General features: G+C 42.1%; 22 protein-coding genes. 1 reads left to right on the top strand and 21 read right to left on the bottom strand.

Annotated features, from left to right (window positions below; all coding sequences use genetic code 11):
* Positions 1 to 135: 135 nt before the first annotated feature.
* Positions 136 to 1,224: a BMP family lipoprotein gene (locus OSJ91_RS09505; RefSeq protein WP_350302039.1), complete on the bottom strand. Its 1,089-nt coding sequence runs from the start codon at positions 1,222 to 1,224 to the stop codon at positions 136 to 138.
* A gap of 162 nt (positions 1,225 to 1,386) precedes the next feature.
* Positions 1,387 to 2,112, bottom strand: coding sequence for a GntR family transcriptional regulator (locus OSJ91_RS09500; protein WP_101224693.1), 726 nt, complete (start codon positions 2,110 to 2,112; stop codon positions 1,387 to 1,389).
* 304 nt (positions 2,113 to 2,416) lie between these two features.
* On the opposite strand from OSJ91_RS09500, the gene OSJ91_RS09495 reads away from it, so the two are divergent.
* Positions 2,417 to 2,716, top strand: a complete 300-nt coding sequence (locus OSJ91_RS09495; RefSeq protein WP_350302038.1) for a DUF6509 family protein — start codon at positions 2,417 to 2,419, stop codon at positions 2,714 to 2,716.
* Positions 2,717 to 2,746: 30 nt separating this feature from the next.
* Here the strand turns inward: OSJ91_RS09495 and OSJ91_RS09490 are convergent, their stop codons facing one another.
* The 19 genes from OSJ91_RS09490 to infB form a co-directional block, all read right to left on the bottom strand.
* Positions 2,747 to 5,077, bottom strand: a complete 2,331-nt coding sequence (locus tag OSJ91_RS09490) for a DNA translocase FtsK (RefSeq protein ID WP_485891419.1) — start codon at positions 5,075 to 5,077, stop codon at positions 2,747 to 2,749.
* Positions 5,078 to 5,315: 238 nt separating this feature from the next.
* A complete protein-coding gene (locus OSJ91_RS09485) occupies positions 5,316 to 5,543 on the bottom strand; it encodes a YlzJ-like family protein (protein WP_350302036.1) in 228 nt (75 codons plus the stop codon).
* Positions 5,540 to 6,223 carry a ClpP family protease gene (locus tag OSJ91_RS09480; protein ID WP_396020081.1) on the bottom strand — a complete coding sequence of 228 codons (684 nt, stop codon included), beginning with the start codon at positions 6,221 to 6,223 and terminating at the stop codon, positions 5,540 to 5,542. The genes OSJ91_RS09485 and OSJ91_RS09480 overlap by 4 nt, the downstream gene beginning before the upstream one ends.
* Positions 6,224 to 6,413: 190 nt before the next feature.
* The gene (locus tag OSJ91_RS09475; RefSeq protein ID WP_350302035.1) at positions 6,414 to 8,084 is read right to left on the bottom strand and encodes a ribonuclease J; all 1,671 of its coding nucleotides are present in this window, start codon (positions 8,082 to 8,084) and stop codon (positions 6,414 to 6,416) included.
* A gap of 281 nt (positions 8,085 to 8,365) precedes the next feature.
* Entirely contained in the window at positions 8,366 to 9,232 is an 867-nt protein-coding gene (dapA, locus tag OSJ91_RS09470) for a 4-hydroxy-tetrahydrodipicolinate synthase (protein ID WP_485891418.1), read from the bottom strand.
* Positions 9,233 to 9,282: 50 nt separating this feature from the next.
* Complete coding sequence (gene dapG, locus OSJ91_RS09465) at positions 9,283 to 10,509, bottom strand: aspartate kinase (protein WP_137019708.1); 1,227 nt, start codon at positions 10,507 to 10,509, stop codon at positions 9,283 to 9,285.
* A 106-nt stretch (positions 10,510 to 10,615) separates the two neighbouring features.
* Entirely contained in the window at positions 10,616 to 11,671 is a 1,056-nt protein-coding gene (gene asd, locus OSJ91_RS09460) for an aspartate-semialdehyde dehydrogenase (protein ID WP_350302034.1), read from the bottom strand.
* Positions 11,672 to 11,884: 213 nt separating this feature from the next.
* Positions 11,885 to 12,487 (bottom strand): dipicolinate synthase subunit B, encoded by a 603-nt coding sequence (locus OSJ91_RS09455; protein ID WP_101224686.1) that lies wholly within the window; start codon positions 12,485 to 12,487, stop codon positions 11,885 to 11,887.
* A complete protein-coding gene (gene dpaA / locus OSJ91_RS09450) occupies positions 12,484 to 13,386 on the bottom strand; it encodes a dipicolinic acid synthetase subunit A (RefSeq protein ID WP_230177688.1) in 903 nt (300 codons plus the stop codon). The genes OSJ91_RS09455 and dpaA overlap by 4 nt, the downstream gene beginning before the upstream one ends.
* Positions 13,387 to 13,615: 229 nt before the next feature.
* Positions 13,616 to 13,885, bottom strand: coding sequence for a YlmC/YmxH family sporulation protein (locus tag OSJ91_RS09445; RefSeq protein WP_350302033.1), 270 nt, complete (start codon positions 13,883 to 13,885; stop codon positions 13,616 to 13,618).
* Between the two features lie 162 nt (positions 13,886 to 14,047).
* Positions 14,048 to 15,274, bottom strand: a complete 1,227-nt coding sequence (locus tag OSJ91_RS09440; RefSeq protein WP_350302032.1) for a M16 family metallopeptidase — start codon at positions 15,272 to 15,274, stop codon at positions 14,048 to 14,050.
* Positions 15,275 to 15,320: 46 nt separating this feature from the next.
* Entirely contained in the window at positions 15,321 to 16,280 is a 960-nt protein-coding gene (locus tag OSJ91_RS09435) for a polysaccharide deacetylase family protein (protein WP_350302031.1), read from the bottom strand.
* Between the two features lie 157 nt (positions 16,281 to 16,437).
* Positions 16,438 to 18,555: a polyribonucleotide nucleotidyltransferase gene (gene pnp, locus OSJ91_RS09430; RefSeq protein ID WP_350302030.1), complete on the bottom strand. Its 2,118-nt coding sequence runs from the start codon at positions 18,553 to 18,555 to the stop codon at positions 16,438 to 16,440.
* A gap of 319 nt (positions 18,556 to 18,874) precedes the next feature.
* The gene (gene rpsO / locus OSJ91_RS09425) at positions 18,875 to 19,144 is read right to left on the bottom strand and encodes a 30S ribosomal protein S15 (RefSeq protein WP_053345367.1); all 270 of its coding nucleotides are present in this window, start codon (positions 19,142 to 19,144) and stop codon (positions 18,875 to 18,877) included.
* Between the two features lie 136 nt (positions 19,145 to 19,280).
* Positions 19,281 to 20,231, bottom strand: a complete 951-nt coding sequence (ribF, locus tag OSJ91_RS09420; RefSeq protein WP_485891417.1) for a bifunctional riboflavin kinase/FAD synthetase — start codon at positions 20,229 to 20,231, stop codon at positions 19,281 to 19,283.
* A 33-nt stretch (positions 20,232 to 20,264) separates the two neighbouring features.
* Positions 20,265 to 21,185 (bottom strand): tRNA pseudouridine(55) synthase TruB, encoded by a 921-nt coding sequence (truB, locus tag OSJ91_RS09415; RefSeq protein WP_485891416.1) that lies wholly within the window; start codon positions 21,183 to 21,185, stop codon positions 20,265 to 20,267.
* A 169-nt stretch (positions 21,186 to 21,354) separates the two neighbouring features.
* A complete protein-coding gene (gene rbfA / locus OSJ91_RS09410; protein WP_101224680.1) occupies positions 21,355 to 21,714 on the bottom strand; it encodes a 30S ribosome-binding factor RbfA in 360 nt (119 codons plus the stop codon).
* 17 nt (positions 21,715 to 21,731) lie between these two features.
* Positions 21,732 to 22,013 carry a DUF503 domain-containing protein gene (locus tag OSJ91_RS09405; RefSeq protein WP_057913375.1) on the bottom strand — a complete coding sequence of 94 codons (282 nt, stop codon included), beginning with the start codon at positions 22,011 to 22,013 and terminating at the stop codon, positions 21,732 to 21,734.
* Complete coding sequence (gene infB, locus OSJ91_RS09400; protein ID WP_350302027.1) at positions 22,010 to 24,160, bottom strand: translation initiation factor IF-2; 2,151 nt, start codon at positions 24,158 to 24,160, stop codon at positions 22,010 to 22,012. The genes OSJ91_RS09405 and infB overlap by 4 nt, the downstream gene beginning before the upstream one ends.
* Positions 24,161 to 24,163 lie beyond the last annotated feature (3 nt).

Here is a 24,163-nt window from a genome sequence, read left to right as displayed (position 1 = left end):
TTTTTTTAAAAAAACCAAATGAAAAACTACGATTCTATCATAGTTTTTCATTCGATATTTTTCAGATGCAAAGAGCAATTGGGAAAAGAAAGAATAGAGGGCAATTCGCCTCCCTATTCTTTCTGGCATTACAGCTTATAAACCAAGTTTTTTGAATTCTTCATCCGTGCCCGGAACTACGAATTCACCTGATTTAATTTTTTCTGTCCACTCTTCGACCGCTTTTAAAGATTCTTCTGTTACATTATCTTTTGTATCGGAAATGCCTACACCATTTTCTTCGATACCGTACTCAATTACTTTTCCGCCTGGGAAGTTTCCTTCTTTCGCTTTTTCGGAAAGGTCTTTAACTGCCACGTCAACACGTTTTAGCATGGAAGTAAGTGTGATGTTGTCGTCAGTTCCAGGAACTGCCCCTAATTTAGCTTGGTCGCTATCTACACCGATAACATAGATTTCTCTCTTAGGATCTTTTTGCTTTTGCTCGACTGCTTCAGTGAATACACCTTTTCCAGTTCCGCCAGCAGCATGATAAATGATATCGATACCTGAAGAATACATGGAGCCTGCTGTGGATTTACCGATATCAGCTTTATTGAAATCTCCGGCATATTTAACTTCAACTTTCGCATCCGGATTTACAGATAAAACCCCAGCCTTAAAGCCAACTTCGAATTTCTTGATTAATTCAGATTCAACTCCGCCGATAAAACCGACCTTGTTTGTTTTCGTTTGCAGACCGGCAATTACACCTACAAGGAATGAACCTTGCTGCTCTTTAAAATTAATGCTGGCTACATTCTTTTTATCTACAACTGTATCAACGATAGCAAAGTGTGAGTCCGGACGTTGGTCGGCCACTTCACCAACAGCTTCGGCTAAAAGAAAACCGATACCATAGATTAGTTGGTAATCTTCACGTACAAGCGTATTCAGGTTTTTAGCGTAATCTGCATCAGATTTAGATTGCAGGTAGTTGTAGCCATCCTTACCTTTTTCCAGACCATTATCCTTACCGAATTCCTGAATGCCCTTCCAAGCGGATTGGTTGAACGACTCGTCATCCACGCCGCCAGTATCAGTTACCATTGCAACAGTGAAGTTATCTTTGTTTTTCCCATTTGAAGATTCTTTATCATCATTCTCTGAATTACCACATGCTCCTAGTAGCGTACCGGCTGCAAGAACAAGTGAAAGAGCTAGTCCTAATTTGCGCTTTTTCAATTTTTATCCCCCTAGTTTTACTTAGTTTTTTTGAGCAGGAATGTTCTGAAAAGTCATTTATGTTTGCGTTTTCACTTCTCGTTAATTTTTTTTGCATCCGCTTGATCGACTTTTTCGGAATCGAAACAAACGCTTGCATTCACCCGTCTGCAGAGTCAAGACCTACACACGTTTACGAAGAACATGAAAGCTGAACATATTGGCTTTAAAGTAGTTTACAGAATACAGGATAGGCTGGTCCCAATCATCCAGATGCATCTGCTTTAGAACGAGTAGTGCGGCTTCTGGCGAGCATTTAAGGATAGGAGAAACTTTCTCATGATATCCAATAGGCTCAATCTCTGCTACGGCATGCGTAATTTTTCGATGCGCATCTCTTTCCAAAATATCTAAAAGAGACTCATCATTACGGTCAAAATTTTCTGATAGTATAGATTCAGGAATTTTGTCAATACAGTAGACAACTGGCTCCCCATTCGCAGTCCTTACTCGTTCGATGATGACGATGCGTTCATCTGTCGAACACGAAAACCTGCGTATATCCTCTTCTGTAGGTTCTTGGGCCGTCGAGCTTAAGAAAATCGTACCCGGTTTCATTCCTGCCTCTTCAATCATGTTCGTGACACTTTTTAATTGCTCGATACCTGAAGTGAACCGAGGTTTCGGATTGACGAAAGTCCCAACTCCATGGCGGCGAATGATGATGTTTTCTTCTTCTAAAATTCGCAGCGCTTCTCGAAGTGTCGCCCTACTCACTCCCAATTTTTTTGCAAGATCGAATTCTGAAGGGAATTTTTCATTTTCCTGATAGACTCCAGCTTCAATATCCTGCTTCAGGTAATCAATGACCTGCAAATATAAATGTCGACTATCTGATTTTATTGACATACAGTTTCCCCCAGCTAATTTCTTAAGACATCAGACCTCTGATGTTGAATCATTCCTACTAATCGAAAATAATATAACATTTTTTTTGACATAAATAAATAGTGTTTTACTATTTACTTTAAAAGAATTTAGGAGAAATTACCCTTCCCTGTGTCTTTCAATCTAGATGAGGCCGCGGAATTTGCACGATAATTCTCCTAAATCAGATAAATTTTTTTTGAAAATGCAAAATGAATGCAGCTCTGTTCAAGATGTTGTTTTCCTGTATAATAGGATTTATCTTCTTTGAAGGGATGTACACAAGATGTTAAAGATTACAGAATACACGATCGAAAAATTGAATGATCCATTTGGTATTTTGTCCGGGGAACGTTACGAGTTGTTCCTGGATATTGAAGTGCCTGAAGAGGATGAGCTCTTTTCAGAAAATGGTTTATATATCCGGGTGCTTTTTGCAGTGGAAGAGCAAGTAGGAAAATTGATTAAATATGATATTTTTGAAAAAGGTAATGAGGGCGCACTCGAATTCGATTTAGAAGAAGATGAAGAAGCGATGATTACCGACTTCTGCCTTAAACATTTAGACGAGGCGATGAATAATTAAAAAACCGGGCTGCTGCCCGGTTTTTTTTACCTATGATGAATGCGCTTCATCCTGTTCATCTTTAGTGACCAACACATTTCGTGGTTTACTGCCTTCATATGGACCGACAATTCCCCTCGCTTCCATTTCATCAATCAATCTCGCTGCCCGCGTATAGCCAATCCGGAAACGGCGCTGCAGCATGGAAACCGAAGCAGTCTGCATTTCTACTATCAAGGACACGGCATCCCCATATAAATCATCTTCGACTTCACCATTTGAAGTTTCTGAAATTTCATCGGGTATCATCTCTTCGCTGTATTGTGCTTTTTGCTGTGAAATGACATATGTGACAACTTCCTCGACTTCATTGTCGGATAAAAAGGCACCTTGGACGCGAACCGGTTTTGAAGCTCCTGCTGGCAGGAAGAGCATGTCACCCCGGCCTAACAGTTTTTCAGCTCCGCCCATGTCGAGGATCGTTCTCGAATCGGTCATTGATGAGACACTAAAAGCAATCCGGGATGGGATGTTCGCTTTAATGACCCCTGTAATTACATCGACGGATGGCCGCTGAGTGGCAATTATCAAGTGGATGCCCGCGGCACGTGCCATTTGTGCAAGCCGTGTGATGGCATCCTCTACATCATTTGAGGCGACCATCATCAAATCCGCCAGCTCATCGACAATGACTACGATATAAGGCAAGAGCGGTTGTTTGGCATCTTCTTCGATGTTATACCGGTTAATATAATCATTGTAGCCTTCAATATTACGCGTACCGGAATGAGAAAATAGCTCATAGCGCCTTTCCATTTCACTGACCACTTTTTGCAAAGCCTGTGCAGCTTTCTTTGGATTTGTCACTACAGGTGCAAGTAAGTGGGGAATTCCATTATAGACATTCAGCTCCACCATTTTTGGATCGATCATCATCATTTTCACTTCATGCGGTTTTGCCCGCATCAGGATACTCGTGATAATCCCGTTGATACAAACGGATTTCCCGCTGCCAGTAGCACCAGCCACTAGTAAATGCGGCATTTTATTGAGCTCCGCCTTAACCGCTTCACCGGAAATATTCCGCCCTAGGCCTATTTGCAGTTTTGCGTCAGGCTTGTCAACTTCCTTGGCCTCTAAAACTTCCCTTAATGACACCATTGCCACTTCCGAGTTGGGCACTTCTATCCCGATTGCCGATTTTCCGGGAATCGGGGCTTCGATCCTAATATCCTTTGCGGCAAGTGCAAGGGCCAAGTCATCGGATAGGCTGACAATTTTACTTACCTTCACCCCTACGTCCGGATGAACTTCGTATTTGGTTACGGCTGGGCCTAAATGAACTTGAGTGACCCTCGCTTTCACTCCAAAGCTATGAAAAGTGCGCTCAAGCTTAGCCGCATTTTCATGGATCAATTGGTATTCTCCGCTTTGATCCGTTTTTTTGGGCTGTAATAGTAAAGAAAGAGGCGGTAAAAGATATTCTTTATTCTCCACTTCCGTAAAATTCATAGGCGGGACGGCATCATCCTGGTCCTCTTTATTATCAGCTGCAGGTTCCGTGACGACCGGAATTATTTCGTCTTCGTCGCTATAGGCTTTATCAGCAAAGCTGGAAATAATCCGCTCCGTCGCCATTTGCTCTGTATCCTCTTCTTGAAGAAGGGGCTGATCCGTTTCTTCCACCGGGTCTTTTTCCCGTTTCTTCTTTTTAACCGGATTCTTTTTCTTTTCTTTTTTGTCTTCATTCCACGTCCTCATATCATCTCTGAATGCAGACCATTGCTTTTTGAAAAAGCCGCCAAGACCCATGAAAAACTTCCCGAGGGTTTCACCTAACGTTTTCCCTGTCAATAGGACGGCACCTACAATGATAAAAAGGAATGAAACGATTTTCGATCCAGCTTCGTCGAATAAAAAGTATGAGGCTGCAAATAATATCGCTCCAATCATACCGCCCCCAAGGTCCTTTGTGCTGGCCTTGCCGGTCACTTCCATCCAGAATAGTTCCCATGTATTCGAAATGACGCTGGGCTTCGTGAACGGTCCTCCATCTGCAAGCATGTTGAACAGCGTCACATGACTCAGTAGGAGCATGCTCGCAACAAGGAAGTACATCCCCACCAATTGCCGTTTCAACAGGTACGGGACCTCTCTCTTTATCATCAAATAGAACCCAGCTGCAATTGCTCCCAACAAAAAGAGGATATACCATTCCCCCATGAAGAAGCGGATTAAAAAGACCGTCCCGTTTCCCACTGCTCCAAGCTTGGCAATGGCAATTATGGCCAAACCTATTATAGTGAGGCCAATCAATTCATATTTAAGCGTTAGTTTTAACTTCTCTGTACTATTCTTTTTTCTGCGTTTCTTCTTTGCCATAATATCACCTGATTCTTCATGAAACTATTCTAACTTTCCTATTCAACATCACTACATGATTTCCCTTCACGAAACAAACGTTCGCTACTGATTATACCAAATAAATATGACCTTGTCCTTGATATATGTACCATTCATTCTTAAGGCGGACATTTTTCCCATATAATGAATAAAGCAGCCAAGCGGCTGCTGATTTTCATTCCAGTATATCATAATTTACCTCAGTTAGTCGTTTTTACTAATGGTTCATATGTTCGAACACATTTATGACAGCTCCCGGCTGAATGTGTACATTCATATAATCTTCAGGATCGGTGCTGACGATTCGGTCAATGCGAAACGTACGGCCACCGTCAAGTTCAACCATCACATGGACACCATTGTAGATCATTTCTATTAAATTTGCCGTCTTCTCATGGTGATGAGGGAAAATTATTTCTTCAGGAACGATCGTATAAAGCGTCATTGCAGAAGCCCCTCCTCTTCCCCGGCAATTTTTGGCCTTCTTTCTTCCATGAAGCTATTTAGTTTTCTCATTGCCTGGCCCACTCCTCCTACATCATCGATCATACCGATTTCAACTGCCTCGGCCCCGATAACATTCGTACCGATATCACGGGTCAAGTTTCCTTTGGCAAACATTAAATCCTTAAAACTTTCTTCCGTAACGTTGGAGTGGCGAGTAACAAATTTAATGACTCTTTCCTGCATTTTATCCAAGTATTCAAAGGTTTGAGGCACGCCAATGACTAGCCCTGTCAAACGAATTGGATGAATCGTCATCGTTGCTGTTTCTGCTATATAGCTATGGTCACACGAAACCGCAATCGGCACACCGATCGAGTGCCCTCCCCCAAGTACAATCGAGACGGATGGCTTTGATAGGGAAGCCAGCATTTCTGCGATTGCCAGTCCCGCTTCGACATCTCCTCCGACTGTATTTAATATGACAAGCAGTCCCTCTATATTGGGATTTTGTTCAATTGCCACAATTTGCGGAATAACATGTTCATATTTGGTCGTTTTATTTTGAGGCGGCAGCTGCATATGTCCTTCAATTTGTCCAATGATCGTCAAACAATGGATTTTTGAGTCCTGAGATAGTTGCGGAACATTGGTAGCCCCCAGCTGCTGGATCTTTTCGATTAAAGTTGAATTCTTACCTTCCTGCTTGCCTTCATTTTCATTTGGTAATGGTGCATTATCCACTATGCCAACCCCTTTCTCTTATAGCCTATAGCTTTATTATGTCTCGAGTCTCGGACTTCATTCTTCAAGATATAAGAGGTTTGAAACAGAAAAAGAACCCCTGACTGTTAAATCAGGGGTTCCTTACTTAATATTCCATGATGATCGGTAAAATCATTGGACGGCGTTTCGTTTTTTCATAGAAGAATTGGTTTAACGCATCACGCATTTCCTGCTTCAGCGTGGACCAATCAAATGGTTGGCGCGACCCATTTTTCTTTACGATTTCACTTACAATTTCAGTTGCTTCGCCAATCATTTTCTCTGATTCGCGAACATATACGAAGCCCCTTGAAATGATTTCAGGGCCTGCTGCAATGCTTTTATCCTGACGGTTCAACGTGACCACTACAATCAAAATGCCATCCTGGGATAACAAGCGCCGATCACGAAGTACGATATTACCCACATCTCCAACACCACTGCCATCTATCAAGATATTTCCTGCAGAGACTTTCCCGGAAAGGCCCATTTTATTGCCCTTAAGTTCGATGACATCACCTTTTTCGGCAATGATGATGTTTTCCCGCTTAATCCCCGCTGCAATCCCAACTTTTTGATGGGCATATAAATGGCGGTATTCCCCATGTACAGGGATGAGGAATTTAGGATTCATCAAATTGATCATCATTTTCAGTTCTTCCTGGCTGCCATGCCCTGTTACGTGCACTTTATATTTATTAGCAGATACCACTTCAGCACCTACCCTGTATAGTAAATCGACGGTTTTGGATAAAATAAGTTCACCGCCCTGTAGCGGTGATGCACTGATCAAAACGGTGTCTCCCTTTTTGATCGTTACCTGCTTGTGCGTCTGTTTTGCCATTTTTTGAAGTGCCGCAATGGGTTCGCCCTGATGACCTGTCGATAACACGACGATTTCACGGTCGTCATACTGGCCTATTTCATTAATTGGGATTATCAGCTCTTCTTCGACCTTTAAGTAGCCGAGGTTCAATGCTGTTTCATAAACGCGTTGCAGGCTTTTCCCGACAACTGCCACTTTTCTGCGACTTGCTGCCGCTGCATTGAAAACATGTTGAATCCGGTTGATATTCGAAGCGAAGCACGCAACAATGATCCTTCCGGAGGCAGCATGAAATACCTCTGTAATATCTTTGGCCACAACTGCTTCTGATGTCGTATAACCTGGCCTCTCGGCTCCAGTACTATCCGAAAGCAAGCATAGGACACCTTCTTCACCGATACTGGCCATTTTACCGATTTCCGGTTTATATAGATCTGTTGCTGCTTGATCGAATTTGAAATCCCCTGTATAAACGATTGCACCTTCACGAGTGTGGATCACGACTCCGACGGAATCGGGAATACTATGGTTTGTCCGGAAAAAAGACACGGCTGCTTGAGGGAAACTTAAAAGAGAATCCGAATCGATTTCTGTGAATGTCGCCCTGCCGTTAAAGCCATCTTCCTTTAATTTCGTTTTGATTAAAGCAAGAGTAAGCTTTGTTCCATAAACAGGGACCGGTAAATATTTCAAGACATAAGCAAGCGCTCCCATATGGTCTTCATGACCATGGGAAATAAATATCCCCTGCACACGTTCCTTATTATCCATCAAATACGTAATATCAGGGATAACCGCATCGATTCCGAGCATTTCATCTTCTGGCAGCATTAACCCTGCATCAAGAAGATAGATGTCCTCGTTCACCTCAACGACGTACATATTTTTACCAAGTTCCCCTTGTCCTCCAAGAGAAATCACTTTTATTCCATTATTTTTATCTTTACCCAATCGAATATCCTCCTTAAAAAATCCCGTTCATAATTTCCCAATGATTTCATTATAACCGATGTTCAAAAAACATGACAACACTTACCATTTTCAGAGGGACTTTTTCATTTAATCCAATAAAACAACCTATTATGTAAGAGATCCTTTGTACTTTTATCCAGTCTCGATTGATCATAAAAAAATTTAAATATTTTCATCCGAAATCGGAAAGTTATCCCATTCATATACATCATTATGTAAAAACAAGCCAATCTTCAACGATCAGCTTGTTCTTTGTCTTTTTATTTTTTTAATACCTTGGTTAATGCAAGTCGCTCCTGCTCAGTCAACGGCACGATTGGAAGTCTCACCGATCCAACGTCAATTCCATATAACTGAAGCGCTGTTTTGACAGGTGCAGGGCTTGGCGCTGCAAACAAACCTTTTATAAGCGGTATCAGTTCCTGATGCAGCCTGGCTGCCTCTTTCAAGTTCCCGCTGATGAAGGCCTCCACTATTTTCTGCAACTCATTACCTGCAATATGTGAAGCAACCGAGACTACACCCACACCACCAATCGCCAATACTGGGAGTGTTAAAGCGTCGTCCCCACTATATAATGCAAAATCTTCATCCGTGCCTGCTATGATTTGGGTCATAGCGTTTAAATCCCCGCTCGCTTCCTTAACGGCTACGATATTAGGAATTTTTGAAAGGCGGATGATCGTTTCCGGTTCAATGTTAACCGAAGCGCGCCCAGGGATATTGTAAACCATAACAGGGAGAATCGTACTAGCTGCAATAGCCTTAAAATGCTGGTACAGACCTTCTTGATTGGTTTTACTATAATACGGGGCAACCAGCATTATCGCATCGGCGCCATTTTGTTCCGCTTTTTTTGTCAACTCGATGGACGCATACGTATTGTTGCTTCCTGTACCCATGATGATGGGCACACGTTTTTCAACAACCTTAGAAACATGACGCAATAATGCAATTTTCTCCTCCGAAGATAAAGTTGGAGACTCCCCTGTCGTTCCCGAAAGCACAAGCGAATCTGTTCCATTAGCTATTAAGTAATTAACCAATGAAGTCGTCTTTTGAAAATCAACATTTCCCTTGCTATCGAAAGGGGTGACCATTGCGGTTGATACTCTACCAAATATCATTATCTAACACCTCTTTAATTTTTAAAACCTTTATTTATTAAAAAACCTGATTATTGGACTTCCCTTTCATGCAATTGAAACGCATAGTGCAGGGAATTAACAGCTTCTATTAAATCTTCCTCTTTTACGAGTACCCAAATTGTCGTATGGCTGTCCGCTGACTGGAGAATGGCAATTTCCTTTTCGGAAAGCGCTGTGACAATCTTCGCTGCAACGCCTGGCACTCCATTGATGCCTGCACCGACTACTGAAACCTTGGCACAATTGCGTTCAATGACCGGTTCATGACCAAGCTCGGCCAAAATCGAGAGGGCAAGTTCTGTCATCTCCTCGGAAACGGTATAAACTACGCCACTTGGATATATATTTATAAAGTCCACTGAAATGGAGGCATTGGCCATTGCTTTGAAAACTTCTGCCTGTAGATTATATTGATCTTTTTTCGCACGGACCTTGATTTGAGTGATCTTTGGTACATGGGCAATCCCGGTCACGAGCCTTTCACGTATGTCGCTGCCCTGGCTTCCCTTGTTCATGCTTGTAACAAGTGTTCCCAAGCCTTCGCTGTAAGTTGACCTTATCCGAATCGGGACTTTCGCCTGCATCGCAATTTCAACAGCTCTCGGATGAATGACCTTCGCCCCTTGATATGCCATATTGCAAACTTCCGTATATGAAACGATTGACAATGGACGAGCTTGGTCGGCAATACGTGGATCTGCCGTCATGATTCCTTCCACATCCGTAAAAATATCGACCCGTTCAGCTTGCAAAGCCGCACCTAATGCTGCGGCTGATGTATCACTTCCACCACGGCCGATGGTCGTGATGTCCCCGTTTTTAGCCGCTCCCTGGAAACCTGCTACAACGACAACATCCTTCACCTCAAGTTCTTTCATGAGACGGTCGCATTTCATTTCAATAATTTTCGCACTTGAATAGTCGGTATTCGTCAAGAATCCCGCTTGGGCTCCAGTATATGCGACCGCATCAATACCATGTTCCAAGAGCATGTTCGTAAATACGACTGATGATATCGTTTCCCCTACTGACATAAGTAAATCCTGTTCTCGTTTTGAAAGGCAGGCTTTCGCTCCATTTACCAGGGAAAGTAAGGTATCCGTTGCATAAGGATCGCCTTTTCTTCCCATTGCTGAAACCACAACCACCACTTTATAGCCTTCTTTAATCGCATTTTCAATATGCCCCTTGGCGAATGAACGGCTTTCCTCATCACGAACGGATGTCCCACCGTATTTCTGGACGATAATTTTCATAATATGCACCCCAAATATAAGCCAGCTTCCCAATCCGGGAAGCTGACAAAAACTCTCTATCCTATTGGAATTTAATTTTCTGTCGAGTTCATTAAGAATAAAATTTTTACTTAACGGTAACCAAACCTAATTTCAAAAGGCTCTCAGCAATTTGAACGGAATTCCAAGCTGCTCCTTTTAATAGATTATCGGAAACCACCCATAAATGGAAGCCTTTATCTTCATCCAAATCTTTGCGTATCCGACCGACGAATACATCATTCTTGCCGACGGATGAAGCAGGCGTAGGGTAAACTTGTTGTTCCGGTTCATCTTCTAACACTATTCCAGGTGCCGTTTTCATTAAATCTTTGATTTGAGAAGCCGCTATGCCTTCTTTTTCAACTTCAATGTATACAGATTCCGAATGACCTGTTACAACAGGAAGCCTCACGCAAGTTGCAGCCACTGGAAGGTTTTGCATATGCATGATTTTCTTTGTTTCATTAATCATTTTCATCTCTTCGAACGTGTACCCGTTATCTTGGAATTTATCGATTTGGGGAATGACGTTAAATGCGATTTGATAATGCTTTTCGTCCCCTTTTACCGGTAAAATTTTCGGATCTATTTCTTTTTCATCAAGCAAGTCGCGAGCTTGTTCCTTTAATTCATTTATCGCAGCTGCACCTGCACCCGAAACAGCCTGATAGGTAGAAACAACAATTTTTGATAAGCCGTATGTCTTGCGAATAGGTTCCAATGCCACAACCATTTGGATAGTTGAACAATTCGGATTTGCAATGATCCCATTATGCTGTTTCAAGTCTTCCTCATTTACTTCAGGAACGACTAGCGGCACATTTTCATCCATGCGGAATGCGCTTGTATTATCGACTACTATCGCACCGCGTTTCACTGCTTCTGGAGCCAATTCCTTAGACACGCTTCCTCCAGCACTGAATAAAGCTATATCGATGCCTTCAAAGCTTTCAGGTTTTGCTTCCTGCACTTCGATTTCTTCGCCCTTAAACGTAAGTTTGATTCCTGCGGAACGAGCCGATGATAAAAAGATGATTTTCTTAATCGGTAAGTCCCTCTGTTCGAGTGTTGAAATCATTTGTTGTCCTACTGCTCCAGTTGCTCCCACAACTGCAATACGCAATCCCTGTGTCTCAGTCATTTATACATACTCCTTTTCTATCTCTTAAATTAGTTATTTATTGGATTTACTACTTCTTTTTCAGAATATCATTTATTTTAACACATTAACATTCCAAAGGGTCGCACTTTAACAAAATATTCTGGTAGTGGAGTGGTTTTTTATAACTTCAACCTACAAATTTATGCATATATGTCAGTCGTTAGAAAGCTGGTTTGAGGCAGAAATACTTGTTCAGACTAAATCATCCTTGAACCTTTCGACGATGACAGGTTGAATCTGTTCCCTTTCCAGTGCCGCTATGATCGTATCCCTTATCATGCTCATCCTTGCAACCATGGAACTTGGTTTGCCTTTGGGATTATCCTGGCCATATGGAACGAAATAAATATCTTTAGCTGCCATCAGCCTCATTAGATTGACACCATTTAACCCAAGTGCATCATTAGTTGATATTGCGACCACGACTGGACGGTGATTTCTCATCGTCGCTTTTGCAGCCATAAGTACTGGCGAATCGGTAAGTGCATTTGCCATTTTACTCATTGAGTTACCCGTTAAAGGAGCGATCACCATGCAATCAAGTGGCAACTTAGGTCCTAAAGGCTCTGCTTTGACGATTGTATCAACGACATGGTTCCCCGTCAATTTTTCTATTCTTTCGACCCAATCCTCTCCCTTTCCAAAACGGGTTTCCGTGTTTTGGACAGTCGATGTTACGATTGGAATGACTTCCGCACCTTCATTTACAAGTTTTTCTATTTCCGGAAACACTTCATCATATGTGCAATGTGATCCTGTTAATCCGAAACCAATACGTTTCCCTTTGAGACTCATATCATTTTCCCCTTCCTTTTCAAGAACTCGCCTTGAATCAATAGTCCCAGTGCATTCGCTAATATCTGACCAGCTGTTTTCGGGGCAACTATACCCGGTAGGCTCGGTGCCAACAGCGCCTTAATTCCCCTTTTTTCAGCGTAACGAAAATCCGTTCCCCCCGGTTTTGAAGCAAGGTCGATGATTAATGTATGAACGGGCATATTGGCTATAACTTTTGCGGTAATTATCGGAAAAGGAATCGTATTGATACATATATCAACATCCTTCATTTCTGCAGCGAGTTCATTTAAATGAAAAGGGGCTAATGCCATTTCACTGATTCTCGCAATATCTTCGCTTTTTCTTGCCCCCACCTTCACTTTTGCTCCAAGTGCATGGAATGACCGGGCTACACTCATTCCGACCCTTCCCAGTCCGAGAACGGCTACATTCGATCCATGGATAGTAAAATCCGTATGTTGAATGGCCATCATGATTGCACCCTCAACAGTGGGAATCGAATTATAAATAGCCACATCATCACGTTCGAACAATAGAACGAGTTTGCGATCCACTTTCTTGAATATCTCATTAAGGTAGTCGTTACTGATTCCTGCATAAAAAATGCAATGTGCCGGGGTATTTTTTATCATTTCTTCAGTCAAAACAACCTCTTCACTGGAAAAGATCGTTTCTACTTTCCCATCTGAATCCGTGCCCCGGACAGGTAAAATAACTGAATCTAATTCCTTGAAGTTTATATCTTCCATTTTTTCCTTAACCGCTCCGGTAAAAGCATGGTCGAGCTGTTCAAAACCTACCAATAATAGCTTTGCATCAAGCTCCGTCAGTTTACGGACAACTTCAAGCTGACGCGCATCTCCACCAATTACAGCGATTTGCATGCCTGTGAGCATTAAAACCGTCACCTTCTTTATATAAAAGATCCTAAACATTCCTTGCCTCATGATATACAATTCCTTCAGGAAGCAATTCGGTTTTTGCTACATTCTCTAGTTACCCTGCCATCTTATGTTTTCACTTAAAAAACGGTGATAAGAAAAGAAAAAACGCCATAGCTATTGCCAGCTAAGGCGTTTTCGAGCTTGCATTCCGAGAAGTTCAAGGAGCCTGACACGAGCGCGATCATCCGTCCATATGCTCTCCGTCTTTATGTGAAAGTCCTTCCTGGAAATCAATGATGACCATATCCGCACCGATTTTTTTTATATGTTCCCAAGGAACTCTTATTTCACTGCCATTCCTTAAAAGACCGAACCATTTGACAGATGGGATGATCAATGAGGTAATTTGTCCAGTTTCATCTATTTCCAAATCGGTCTGACCAAGGATCCCTAATCTCTCCGCCCTATTCACATCGACTATTTCCTTACCGCTCAATTCGCTCAACCTCAAATTTGGTTCCCCCTTTTTCGCCTTCTATTCAATCTATATCCGAAAAAGGTAAACTTAGAAGGCATTTGTCCAAATATTGTCCATAACATTGGACCCTCCTGCATTCAAAGAAAAAAAGCCTGACCTCCCATTAATTAAAGGAAGGTGCAGACTTGTTCGTCATTATTTATCCCAGTTTTCCAGCGGGCTCACTAATGACAAGGAATGTTCCGTAAAGATCTGGTTTGCCAATTCATTGACGGTATCCTCCGTCACCGCGTCAATCTTGATGATGATATCATCAAGGGAACGGTGCTCACCCAACATCAGCTCATTTTTTCCGTTCCGGCTCATGCGGCTATTCGTGCTTTCAAGGCTAAGCATCAAGCTGCCTTTAAGTTGCTCTTTACTATTCCGTAATTCCTTTTCCGTAATGCCATCCCTCTTTAAAGTATCCAGTGTTTCCTGAATGGTTTCATACAGGCTGTCAAGCTGATTTGTGCCTGTCCCCCCATATACTGTCACCATACCGCTATCTTGATAGCTGGAATGATAGGAATAAACGGAATAGGCAAGGCCTCGTTGCTCCCTGACGTCCTGGAATAGGCGGCTGCTCATGCTTCCTCCAAGAATATTATTCAAGGTAATCAGGCTGTATGTTTTATCATTGCCAATTTCCAACCCTTTGTAACCAAGGCATAAGTGGGCTTGTTCCGTATCTTTTTTACGGGTGATCCTATTTTCATGGAAGGAAGGCTTGACCAATTCAAGACGATCTTCCCCTCCTTGATACGAGCCAAAGTAGCTTTCGACTTCCTTAATCATTTTTTCATCTACATTCCCAGCAATGGATACAACTACTTTATCGGGTGTATACATGTCATGGACGTATTTTTTTAATGTATCACTATTGAACGTTTCAAGCGTATTTTCCGTGCCAAGTATCGGATAGCCAAGGGGATGATTTTCATATACCGCCTTGCTTAAGAGGTCATGGACAATGTCATCTGGTGTGTCTTCGTACATTTTGATTTCTTCGTAGACGACATTTTTTTCTTTTTTCAATTCTTCCCCATCAAATGTTGAGTTGAAGAACATATCAGCAAGGATTTCAAGCGCATAGCTTGCATGGTTATCCATTACTTTAGCATAATAGCATGTATACTCTTTTGAAGTGAATGCATTCACCTGTCCGCCAATACTATCGAATGACTCGGCAATTTCACGCGCATTTCTCGTAGTTGTCCCTTTGAAGAACATATGCTCCAAGAAATGTGAAACCCCATTCAATTCCGGTGTTTCATTTCTTGAACCTGTTTTGATCCAAACTCCAATTGCTGCAGAGCGTACAGTTGGAATATTTTCCAATACAATTCGAACTCCATTTTGACACGTGTATTTCTTAATCAACTAACATTCCTCCCAATCATTCTATGCTGCTATCGTAACCAATACATTATGGATTCGATCGCTCTTCATCTACTGCTTCCGAAACGGTAACAACATCTAAGTCTTTCTTTTTTATTTCAATTATTAACGTTTCCAATGATTTTGCAGTAGATTCCGTCGGATGCATCAATATAAATGCTCCGGGGTGTACCTTAGAAAGCACTCTTTGTTGAAGGACTTCAGGGCTTGGCTTTTGCCAGTCGATTGTATCCACACTCCACATGACGGTCTCCATACCGAAAGAATCCGCTATTTTCACCGTTTCGTCCCGATAGCTTCCACTTGGTGGTGCGAACCATTTCATTTTCAAACCTGTCACAGCTTCAATGACTTCGTTCGTTTTTCGAATTTCCTCACGTGTAGCTTGTGCGGATATGTTTTTCATATCGGGATGTGAATAAGAATGATTTCCAATTTCGTGCCCGCCACCCTTAATCATCTTGGCCAAATCTGGGTTTTTCTTGGTCCAATTACCTTCAAGGAAAAATGTGGCCTTGACATTATTCTTTTTTAACACGGCCAACATATCTTGTAAGAATTCATTCCCCCAGGCCACATTGATTAAAAATGATACCACTGGCTTTTCGGGATGGGCCCGGTATATGGGAGCCGGATCCAGATCCTCCATATGTATCTTTGCAGGAACCTGCTGAAACACCAGCTTATCCTTATCGAACACGCCCTCCTTCTTCATGGCTTTATACGAATCATCAATATTTACCTTCAGGCCGTTATATGCAGGAACGGTTTTCCAGACAGAATCTATTCGTGCATCCTGTGGTGCAATCTCATATTTTTTTGTTGATTCTTTTATTTGTAAAAGAAGCTCGTCTTCTTGCTTCATTGATGCAACTGAATCATCGGTTAATTGGGTCAAATAAATTTGTGTATATGGATTTTGCACTAATAACCATGATATACCTGCAATGGCACTTATCGCAACTATCTGCTTCCATTTATTATTCATTTTTTACGCCCCCTTCATACCAAAATGTATGAAGAAAACGGACAAGGTAGAACATGACATCCTTTTAACGCCATTCACACTATGGATATTCCCATACTTTTAAACAAAAAAAGCATGCAGATTCACAAGGAACTGCATGCCGGATTTACATTATTCATTACGATTGAGTAGGGTTGGCTGCCTCTTTTTGCTCTTTCAAGACCGCTTTACGGGAAAGGTTTACCCTTCCTTGCTTATCGATCTCAGTAACTTTGACCAATAATTCATCGCCAAGTGAAACGACATCTTCCACTTTTCCGACTCTTTCTTCAGCCAGTTCAGAAATATGTACCAAACCGTCTTTACCGTTGAAGATTTCAACGAAGGCACCGAACTTTTCGATACGTTTAACTTTACCTAAGTATAGTTCGCCCACTACGACTTCACGTACGATATCCTCAATGATTTTCTTCGCTTTTTGAATCATTGGTTCATCAGTAGAAGATATGAATACCGTTCCATCTTGTTCGATGTCGATTTTCACGCCAGTTTCTTCAATGATTTTGTTGATATGTTTTCCGCTCGGTCCAATCACATCACGGATCTTATCCGGATTTATGGACATTGTAACGATTTTTGGAGCATATTTGGATAGCTGCTCACGCGGTTGATTGATTGTTGATATCATTGATTCCAAAATATGCATCCGGCCATGTTTGGCTTGAAGTAAAGCTTCTTCAAGAATCTCTCTTGAAAGACCCTCAATCTTAATATCCATTTGTAGGGCAGTAACACCTTTTGAAGTACCTGCGACTTTAAAGTCCATGTCTCCCAGATGGTCTTCCATACCTTGAATATCCGTTAAGATTGTATAGTGCTCACCTGACTTGACAAGACCCATGGCAATACCGGCAACTGGAGCTTTCAATGGAACACCTGCATCCATCATTGCCAAAGTGCTTGCACAGATACTTGCTTGTGATGTTGAACCGTTTGATTCAAGCACTTCAGAAACAAGCCTGATTGTATAAGGGAAGTCTTTATCGTTTGGAATAACAGGCTCCAATGCCCTTTCACCAAGTGCACCATGACCGATTTCACGGCGTCCTGCCCCACGGATAGGGCCAGTTTCACCGACACTGAAATGCGGGAAGTTATAGTGGTGCATAAAACGTTTTGACTCTTCGGTTCCAAGTCCGTCCAGAATCTGCACATCACCAAGTGCACCTAATGTACAGATGGATAGAGCTTGGGTTTGTCCGCGTGTGAACAATCCGGAACCATGTGTACGTGGCAGAATGGTAACTTCTGATGATAATGGTCTGATTTCGTCAGGATTACGGCCATCCGGACGCACTTTTTCTTCCGTGATTAAACGGCGGACTTCGGATTTGACCAATTTATTCAGGATTTCTTTGATCTGCTTTAATTTCTCTTCATCAGTTTCTTCCTCATAATGACCCAATACACGATCTTTTACTTCTTTGATCGCGTCTTCACGAGCATGTTTTTCCTGAACTTGTACAGCTTTGTTCAAGTCTGCTTCACATAGGCCTTTCACTTCTGCTTCCAGTTCTGCATCCACTTGATATAAAGTGACCTGCATTTTTTCCTTGCCGATTTCAGCAACGATTTTCTCTTGGAATGCAATGATCTTCTTGATTTCATCATGTCCAAACATGATTGCTTCAAGCATCGTTTCCTCTGGTACTTCATTTGCTCCGGCTTCAACCATGTTGATAGCATCTTTTGTGCCGGCAACCGTCAGATTGATGTCACTTTCAGCTAGTTGGTCGACAGTAGGGTTAATAATGAATTCATTATTGATCCTCCCCACTACAACTCCGGCAATTGGACCTTCGAACGGAATATCGGAAACTGAAAGTGCAAGTGAAGAACCTAGCATAGCTGCCATTTCCGTAGAACAATCTTGATCGACACTCATGACCATGCTGATGATCTGAACATCATTCCTGAAGCCGTCGGCGAAAAGCGGACGGATTGGACGGTCAATCAAGCGGCTTGCAAGAATTGCCCTTTCACTCGGTCGTCCTTCACGTTTAATGAAGCCTCCCGGAATTTTACCGACTGCATAAAGTCTTTCTTCGTAGTTGACTGTCAAAGGGAAAAAGTCGACATTTCTAGGTTCCTTCGAAGCCGTTGCTGTACTTAATACAGCAGTTTCTCCATAACGGACTAATACTGCCCCGTTCGCTTGTTTGGCCAATTGCCCTATCTCTACCGTTACATTACGGCCGGCCCAGTCAAATGAATACGTATGTTTTTCCTGTCCCATTTATTAAACCCCTCTCTGAATCTTCACTTAGAGGCTTAGTTTACCTAAACCTGTATTGGATAAATCATTTATATGTGAAAAGTAACTGAACTCGAGTTAAAACCAAACTATTCCTATTATGCACGAAAAAAACAAGCATTAACAGTAAAATGAATAAAAATTTCATTCATTTGATTATGTATATCCCGATCATTTATAAATGGAAAAGGACCCGGCTCCTGCCGAGTCCCAAGGACGAAGGCCCAGCCTTAAGTAGAATACGTCCAAATCATTTGATTAACATCAAAAAAGCGGGAAATTTCCCGCCTTCCTGAAAAAATTATCTACGTAGACCTAATTTGTTAATTAGTGTACGGTAACGAGTAACGTCTTTGTTACGTAGGTAAGTTAAAAGATTACGACGTTTACCTACCATTTTTAGAAGACCGCGACGTGAATGGTGGTCTTTTTTGTGTGTGCGTAAGTGACCGTTCAAGTTGTTGATTTCTTCTGTTAATACTGCGATTTGAACTTCTGGAGAACCAGTGTCAGTATCGTGAGTTCTGAACTCAGCGATAAGTTCGTTTTTGCGTACTTGTGTAATTGCCATGTTATTATTCCTCCTAAAATTCTGTAAAATCACCTATTACCGAGCCAGCGTCGGAGTCTCGACTAGCCAAGCAATGGTTATTTTCATACATACAATAGAATACATGTTTTTCATTAAAATTGCAAGTCTTGTCTTTTTATCCTTCAAGCTTTGCAAAATAGGCTATGGCATTTTGCTTATCCGTTTCGATCTGAGCGACCAATGCTTCAAGTCCGGAAAATTTCTGCTCACTCCGAAGTCTTGTATGCCATTCAACCGAGACCTGGTTGCCATAAATATCACCCGAGAACTCCAAGGCATGAACCTCTACAGTCGGATATTTAGGTTTTTCTTCGTGGAATGTAGGTTTGTAGCCGACATTGCAAACCCCTTTATACCATTTACCGCTTATTTTGATCCTGACGGCATATACGCCGGCAGCAGGAAAAATATAATCATCACCCACTTCAATATTAGCGGTGGGGAAACCCAATTTACTGCCCCGCTTTTCACCGTGAACGACATGACCTTTCGTTAAATAGCGGCGGCCAGCCAAATGATAGAAGTCGGTAAAGCTGCCATCACCGAGAGTTTCCCTGATTCTCGTCGAGCTAACCTTTTCATCTTCAATTGTCTGTTTTGCGACGACTGTCTGTGAAAATCTGCCCTGTGCATAAACAGGCAAATCATCCATCGATCCTTGACCATAGCGACCGTAGGAATAATCAAAGCCTGCAACTACGTGACGGACATTCAGCCCGGCAATGTATTCGTCAACGAACCGTTCCGGCAGTACCGAAGCAAATTCCTTGCTGAAATGGACAATGAATAAATAATCTATCTCCATCGACTCTATGATATCCACTTTATCTTCAAGTGGAGTGATATAGCGGATATTTTCCGTTTTCCTACCCAGTACTGCAGAAGGATGCGGGTCAAATGTCATTACTGCTGACTTAAGATTCATTTCATCGGCTTTTTGCTTGGCGGTCTGAATAACAATCTGATGACCTTTATGTATACCATCAAAAAATCCAAGCGCCATTACAAGCTCGGGAAAATCATCCGAATTAAATTGATGAGGATGCTCTATTGCGATCACTTTCACCTTTCAATCTCCTCTTTCCGGCGGTAAAACGGTCTATAATTCTTGTGCCAATACTTTTACAGGTTTAATTAATCCCTCTTTTGTCGGATGTATTTGATAAATGGCAATGGCCTTATCTGCTGGGTCGACCATAACAAAAGGCATCCCTTTATCAACAACAACATCCTTTGTTTGTTCCAATACCGCACCGTTAAGTACTTTCTTTGCTACTTTATCACTAATCTGAAATTTGGGCAAATGAAATAATCCCCGTTCCAAAGGCAGCAAAAATTTATCCGTTTGTCCACTTTCCATGAAGTCTTCCACTTCAGAAAATGTGAAACAATCCTCCTGCTTAAAACCTGCTGATTCAATACGTGTCAAGTCTGACATATGGGCAGGAAAACCCAATTCTTCCCCCATCATGACTGCAAGCGTCCGAATATACGTTCCTTTGCTGCATTTGACGCGAAACCGAAAAGAAATGGTTTCCCCTTTAAATTCAGAACGATCATCGAGAAGGGTAATACCATAAATGGTGACCTCCCTTGTCGGCCTCTCCACTTCCACCCCTGCACGGGCATATTCATATAACTTCTTCCCGTTTACCTTTACTGCTGAATACATTGGCGGCGTCTGTTCAATCTTTCCAGTCAGTGATTCCAGCACTTCCAGAATCCGTTTACGCTGAATCACTTGATCAACCTTTTTCTCTTCCACTTTTTCACCGCTTGCGTCTTCAGTTGTCGTGGAAAAACCAAGGGTCACTTCCCCTTCATACGCTTTACCGGCTTCTGTCAAATATTCGGCTATCTTGGTTGCCCTGCCAATACAAATAGGTAAAACCCCTGTTACATCAGGATCTAGAGTACCTGTGTGCCCTACCTTTTTTGTCTTCAGGATCTTTCTTAATTTAAAAACACAATCATGGGATGTCAATCCCTTGGGTTTCCATAATGGAAGAATACCGTTCACGCTTTCACCTCATCATTTATAAAACACCCTAAATTACTATCATAAAGCAAAATGAATTCCAATTCCGATAGGTGTTTATCGTTTTTTTACATATCCATTTTTCAAAAAAAAGAGACCGACTTCAAGAAGTGCAAAGCACTTATTGAGTCGGCCTCCTTTTACTGCTTGCTTATTCCTCGTCTTTTTCAGCCGGTTTATTGATTTGGGAAATCAACGACTCGATACGATTACCATAATCGACCGATTCATCAAATTCAAAAAACAGCTCAGGGGTTTTGCGGAGGCGGATCCGCTGCCCAATTTCTGAACGCATGAATCCTTTCGCCTTAGCTAGACCTTGCAGGGTTTTCTCCCTTTGTTCCTGGTCACCCAAAACGGAAATATAAACTGTTGCCTGTTGTAAATCGCCTGTAACCGCGACATCCGTCACAGTAACAAATCCGATTCTTGGATCTTTAATTTTTCGGCCGATAATTTCACTCAGCTCTTTTTTCATTTGTTCGCCAACACGATTTGAACGAAGGCTCATAATATCACCTCAATAGCCTAAAGCCAGTCTATATCTGTTATTGTTCGCTCTAGTTCCGGAAAAGAATCTAGAAATTTAAGGGCATTTTGAAGTTCCCGTTCAGTAGCCTTCCTCGAGGATGTTACGGTAACGATAGTAATCTTAGTCCGCTGCCATAAATCCTGAAAATCGGTTTCTGCTACAGAAATGTTGAACTTCTGCTTAAGCCGTGTCATGACACGCTGAAGCACGGCCCGTTTTTCTTTCAAAGAATGGGTGTCATGGATGATGCATTCACATTGGACAGAGCCAACGATCATTTACGTTCAATCTCTTCCATAACATACGCTTCAATTACATCGCCTTCTTTAAGGTCGTTGTAATTTTTAATCGTAATACCGCACTCATAGTTCGTTGCCACTTCTTTTACATCATCTTTAAAGCGTTTCAATGCATCAATTTCACCTTCGAAAATGACGACACCTTGACGAATCAAGCGAATTCCGCTGTCACGAGTAATTTTTCCTTCTGTAACGTAAGAACCGGCAATCGTACCCACCTTGGATACTTTGAAAGTCGTACGGACTTCAGCCTGACCGATAATTTTTTCTTCGAATTCAGGGTCAAGCATCCCTTTCATAGCCGACTCGATCTCTTCGATCGCTTTGTAGATGATGCGGTGAAGACGGACATCAACATTTTCTGATTCAGCTGCACGCTTCGCATTCACGTCAGGACGGACGTTGAAACCGATGACGATTGCATTCGAAGCTGTAGCAAGGATGATGTCAGACTCTGTGATAGCACCGACGCCAGTGTGTATGATTTTCACTTTAGCGCCTTCCACTTCTATTTTATTCAGGGAAGCGGCTACTGCTTCCGCAGAACCTTGAACATCAGCCTTTAAAATGATGTTCAATTCTTTAATTTCCCCTTCTTTCATTTGCTCGAACAATGTATCAAGGGTTACACGGGATTTTTCATTACGTTGTGAAGCAAGTTGCCTTTGTGCACGCACTTCCCCAACTTGACGGGCCGTTTTCTCATCTTCAAAGACGATGAAACGATCGCCGGCCTGTGGCACTTCGTTCAATCCAGTGATTTCAACCGGTGTTGAAGGACCTGCATCCTTAACACGGCGTCCAAGATCGTTAACCATAGCACGAACACGTCCGAATGTATTACCGATAACAATCGGATCGCCGATTTTCAACGTTCCGTTTTGAACTAGCAAAGTGGCAACCGATCCGCGCCCTTTATCCAAACGTGCTTCGATGACCGTTCCATTTGCTTTACGAGATGGATTAGCTTTATACTCTTCCACTTCACTGACAAGAAGAATCATTTCAAGCAAGCTGTCGATTCCTTCACCGTTTTTAGCTGAAATTGGTACGAAGATCGTGTCTCCGCCCCATGCTTCAGAAACTAAACCGTGTTCTGTCAATTCTTGCATGACACGGTCCGGATTGGCAGCTTCTTTATCCATCTTATTGACAGCGACGATAATTGGAACTTCAGCCGCTTTAGCATGGTTGATCGCTTCAATCGTTTGAGGCATAACGCCATCATCCGCAGCGACGACAAGGATGGTGATATCGGTAACTTGTGCACCGCGGGCACGCATTGTTGTAAACGCAGCATGGCCTGGTGTATCCAGGAATGTTATTTTCTTATCATTAACTTTAACTTGATAAGCACCGATATGCTGAGTGATTCCGCCCGCTTCGCCTTCAGTTACTTTTGTATGGCGTATAGAATCAAGCAATGTCGTTTTACCATGGTCAACGTGACCCATGATCGTCACGACAGCCGGACGTTCGATCAAATCTTCAGAAGCATCCTCAGTGACAAGTGATTCAAGGTCTGTTAGGTCGACACGAATCTCTTCTTCGGCCACTACACCGTATTCCGCACAAATCAATTCAATTGCATCTTTTTCCAAAGTTTGGTTGATTGTTGCCATAACTCCAAGCATAAAGAGCTTTTTAATGATTTCAGAAGGTTCACGGTGAAGTTTCTTTCCAAGCTCCATAACCGTCAAAGACTCATAAAACGTAATTTTCTCTGGAAGTTCCCTTTCTTTACGTTTTGTTACAGGTGCCTGAGGCGCTTGTTGTCTTTGTTTATTATTTTTATTCTTGTTATTGCGACCTTTGTTGAACTGACCTGTTGGTTTTTTCGTCCCTACAGGTTTAACTGGTGGTTTCTTCTTCAGTTTTTCTTTATTGACTGTGCTCTTTTCATCCGCTTCAGCTTCGTACTTCGCAACCGTAGCGTTAGCTTTTGGTTCTTGGCTTTTATCTTCGTTTTTAGGTTTGATTGAATCGTTTAATTTATTTACAGTTGAATCGTCTAATGCTGTCATATGGTTTGTTACCTCTATATTCATTTCTTTAAGTTTATTTATTACATCCTTGCTTGAAACGTTCTTTTGTTTTGCATATTCATATACACGCAATTTTGTCATACG

Source organism: Bacillus sp. T-10(2022), assembly GCF_056502895.1.
This window is presented reverse-complemented; position numbering and strand designations above follow the sequence as displayed.